At 66.2% G+C, this 3,500-nt stretch carries 4 protein-coding genes and 1 pseudogene; 3 read left to right on the forward strand and 2 right to left on the reverse strand.

Features of this window, described 5'->3' with window-relative positions:
• The first annotated feature begins 197 nt into the window (after positions 1-197).
• The 3 genes from Q0C41_RS30640 to Q0C41_RS30650 all read left to right on the forward strand — a co-directional run bounded on the left by Q0C41_RS30640 (position 198) and on the right by Q0C41_RS30650 (position 1,920).
• The gene (locus Q0C41_RS30640) at positions 198-515 is read left to right on the forward strand and encodes a cytochrome c (RefSeq protein ID WP_291990714.1); all 318 of its coding nucleotides are present in this window, start codon (positions 198-200) and stop codon (positions 513-515) included.
• 119 nt (positions 516-634) lie between these two features.
• Positions 635-1,189: a TlpA disulfide reductase family protein gene (locus Q0C41_RS30645; protein WP_291990717.1), complete on the forward strand. Its 555-nt coding sequence runs from the start codon at positions 635-637 to the stop codon at positions 1,187-1,189.
• A complete protein-coding gene (locus Q0C41_RS30650) occupies positions 1,186-1,920 on the forward strand; it encodes a prolipoprotein diacylglyceryl transferase family protein (protein WP_291990719.1) in 735 nt (244 codons plus the stop codon). Before Q0C41_RS30645 ends, Q0C41_RS30650 begins: the two co-directional genes overlap by 4 nt.
• Before the next feature lie 69 nt (positions 1,921-1,989).
• Here the strand turns inward: Q0C41_RS30650 and Q0C41_RS30655 are convergent, their stop codons facing one another.
• Positions 1,990-2,214, reverse strand: coding sequence for a phosphosulfolactate synthase (locus Q0C41_RS30655; RefSeq protein WP_291990721.1), 225 nt, complete (start codon positions 2,212-2,214; stop codon positions 1,990-1,992).
• An 81-nt stretch (positions 2,215-2,295) separates the two neighbouring features.
• Positions 2,296-2,862, reverse strand: a pseudogene (locus tag Q0C41_RS30660) (SDR family oxidoreductase); the annotation flags it as partial.
• Between the last annotated feature and the right edge of the window lie 638 nt (positions 2,863-3,500).

Raw genomic sequence — 3,500 nt, forward strand, 5'->3', positions numbered from 1 at the left:
CGGCCGCGGTTCCGGCAGGTGCGGTACCGTCGCCGAGCGCGGACGCTCGCGTGCCGTCCACCAGTCCTGTTGCCGGGGTCGCCGGCCCGGCAGCAGTCGCTGGCGCCGCAGCCTCGGGGGCTTCGCCGTCGCCTGTGCTTGCGTCCGCACCTGCCCCGTCCGCATCTCCAGGCGTTGGGGCGGGAGGGCCTCCCAAGGTGCCGTTCGAGAGCGGGTCGGCCGAGCGGGGACAGGCGCTGTTCACCCGTTCCGGCTGCATCGGCTGTCACACGGCGAATACCCCGGGCGGCACGATCGGGCCGAATCTCAGCGGCCTTGCCACACGGGCCGTGGAGCGGGCGGCTCTGCTTGGCCTGAGCGGTCCGCGCGAGTACTTCGTTCAGTCGATCGTGACTCCGCAGGCTTACGTCGTCGAAGGATTTGCGCCGGTCATGCTGGACTGGAAGCAGATGCGACTCACCGAACAAGACCTGGCGGATCTCGCCGCGTTTCTCGGAACCCTCAGTGCGCCGTGAACAGTTGGGGCACGACAAGCATCCGTGCCCGCCGCGCCACCCCAGACGCCGATCCTCCGGCGGCCTAAACTGTGCTCTACCCCAAGAGAGAATAGTATTGACGTGGTAGGGTACGGTAGGTGAGTGCTCGCCCGCTGACACTGGCGACGACGGCCCGGGCCCGGGCCCTGGCGATAATCGCGGTGCTCGTGTCCATACTCGGCGCCTACGGCGAGCGCTGGCAATTGGACGTCCTGGCTGATCTGCCTGCAAGGGGTTCCGTTGGCGTCGGCGACACCGCTCCCATGTTTCAGGCAGCCGACCTTAGCGGCGGGACGGTGTCGCTCGACGAGCTCCGTGGGCGGGTCGTGGTCGTCAACTTCTGGGCGACCTGGTGCCCACCGTGCCGCGTCGAGTTGCCCGAGCTCGACGCGTACCAGGCCGAGATGGGCGAACGGATCGTCGTGCTGGGTATTGACACGGGCGAGCCATCGGGGAGCGTCGAGCCGTTCGTCCTTCAGCACGGCCTGCGCTTTCCGATCATGCTCGACGAAAACGGGTCGATTGCCGCCGCCTACGGCGTCGTCGGCCTGCCGACCAGCCTGATCCTCGACCGGTCGGGAATCGTGCGCGAGCGAGTGACCGGGCCAATGACCCGCGACACGCTCGCTCGGCGAATCGAGCGGCTGCTGTGAGGCTCGATCCTTTTCGAATTCAGATCCTGACACTCTCACTCGACTCGCAGATTGTCCTGACCCTCGTCGGTCTCGTCATCGCCGGTGTCGTATTTCGGCAGTCGGCGCGCCAGGCGGGATTCGGCCTCAGCACGAGCCACTGGTGGGATCTGGTCTTTGCCGCTGTGGTCGGAGGGCGCCTGATCTGGGTCGTCACCCACGCCGAGTATTACCTCCGACAGCCCCTACAGATTGTGGTCATCCTGGACGGTGGCCTGCATGCGGTCGGTCTCGCCCTTGGCGCCGCCTGCTGGTCCTGGCGATTCAGCCGGACCGGCGACGCGCCTCCCTGGCGGTCCGTCGTCGATCTCGTGGCCATCGGCATCCTCACGACGTACCTCTTCGAGCGCGTCGGCTGCGCGCTGACGACCTGCGGCACCGGACCAGCGAGTGAGCTGCCCTGGGCGATCCTACGCGGCGACGAATGGCACACCCCGATGGCGCTCGAACAGGTCATCGTCCTGGCAGTGGTGCTAATCGTCGCCGCCGAGACGTTGCGCGTGCGGGGAGCAGTATTCATCACGATTCTGGCTGCCTTCACACTGGCCGAGGGGATCGCGTTCGTGGACGGGCGGCCGTCGGTGGAAGGACTCGTAGCGCTGGCCGCGCTCTTAATGATGTACCTGCTGACATCGTGGTACAGGCCAGCGTCGGCCTGGAAGGGCGCCCCGGGTCACTCGAGTCCGTCATGATCTGCGCAAGGGCACGTCAGAAATCAGGCCGCGCGCCGGGCCCCGCGCCGCTGTGACCGGGGCCTGCGTTCAGCCGGCTTCGGCCTCCAGCATTCGCTCCGTCTGCGCGGGCTGGTGGACGACCATGCGGAACGTGTCGCCACGCAGACCAGGACGGAGCCCTTCAACTGGGACGTGTTCGGTCGAGGCGATGTTGCCGACGTTGACGTTTGGGCCGAAGCGCCTGATGAAGAGCTCCTGTCCCTCGGCCGTCGGCGCCTCCCAGATCAATGGATGTAGGGCGAGCGGATGCACGTGCGGGCCCGGCCGCCGGTAGATGACCCAGCCGCCACGGTTGTCGTGCCGCCGAGTGCCGCGGTCAACGGAGGATTCGGTTCAGTCCGCCGTCAGGCCGCCGTCGAACACGAAGTTCCCGCCTGCGATGTATGACGATTCGTCGGAGGCCAGAAACAAGGCCTGTGCGGCGACATCGGCCGGCTGACCGAGGCACTTGATCAGCAGGGGAGCGAGCACAGCGCTCAGCATATCCTCGTTGGCGAAGAGCTTCGTCGTGGCGGGAGTGGCGACGGTTCCCAAACTGATGCAATTGGCGCGGATGCCGTGGGGTGCACTTTCGGCTGCCATCTGGCGCGTCATGGCGATTACGCCGGCCTTCGCCGTGGCATGCGCGATCCCGCCGTTCATCGCGATGCCGACCAGCGCCTGCACTGACGACGTGTTGACCATGACACCGCCGCTGGCGATCAAATGCGGCCACGCCGCCGGGGTCACGAAGAAGATGAGGTCGAGCTCGCTCCGGATGGTGTAGTGCCACTGCTCGTCGCTCATCTCTGGGACCGGCGCGAACCTGGGGGCCGCGGCGTTGTTGAACTGGACATCGATTCGGCCAAAAGCCTCCGCCGCGTCAGCCACCCACTGGTGATCCTGTCGGCTGTCGCCGAGATCGACCGTTACCCAACCGACGTTCTAGCAACCTACAAGCTCCTTGCGGCCGTCAGCGCGGGTAACCGTCAAGTAGCCGCGGTGTAACTGAGAAGTAGCCGAGCATGGCTACATTGGGGACATGGGCACGCGCCGTTCGGCTCAGCCACCCGTATCCGACGACCAGTCCCGCCGCCCTCGACCTGGGGAAAGGATGGGGCGCGTCGACTGTCGATATGGGAAGCCTGCCAGGGTCGATGGCCCTCGGTGTCTTCGCGCATGTCGATCTGCTAAGCGACGCCGGCTGGCGCCGTGGAGGAGAAGTTCTGAGCGACAAGCCCCTGGTCCGTGGTCAGCGCAATTAAGGGTGTGACCAGGAGGACGTGACCTTGCACGTGAACAGGGGACTGGGGACAGGGGACTCGTGAGCTAGAGACGGCGGTTCTGCCAAGGGGTTTTGACGAAACCCCCGAATCCCCTGTGCTTCAGACCAAATCCCTCATAAGCCCTTGGTCGGGAGTTCGAATCTCCCCCTCGCCACCCCAGAAGCCGGCCCTTCCGCAGCGTGAGAAGGGCCGGTTTCTTTGTGTCGGCAGCCCATCTCATCGACCGCCCGCAGCGCGAACGTTCAGGATGGCACGATCCTCCGTCGCGCCGCT

Origin of the sequence: Luteitalea sp. (genome assembly GCF_022842525.1) — a bacterium.
In the GTDB taxonomy this organism is placed as follows: Bacteria; Acidobacteriota; Vicinamibacteria; order Vicinamibacterales; family Vicinamibacteraceae; genus Luteitalea.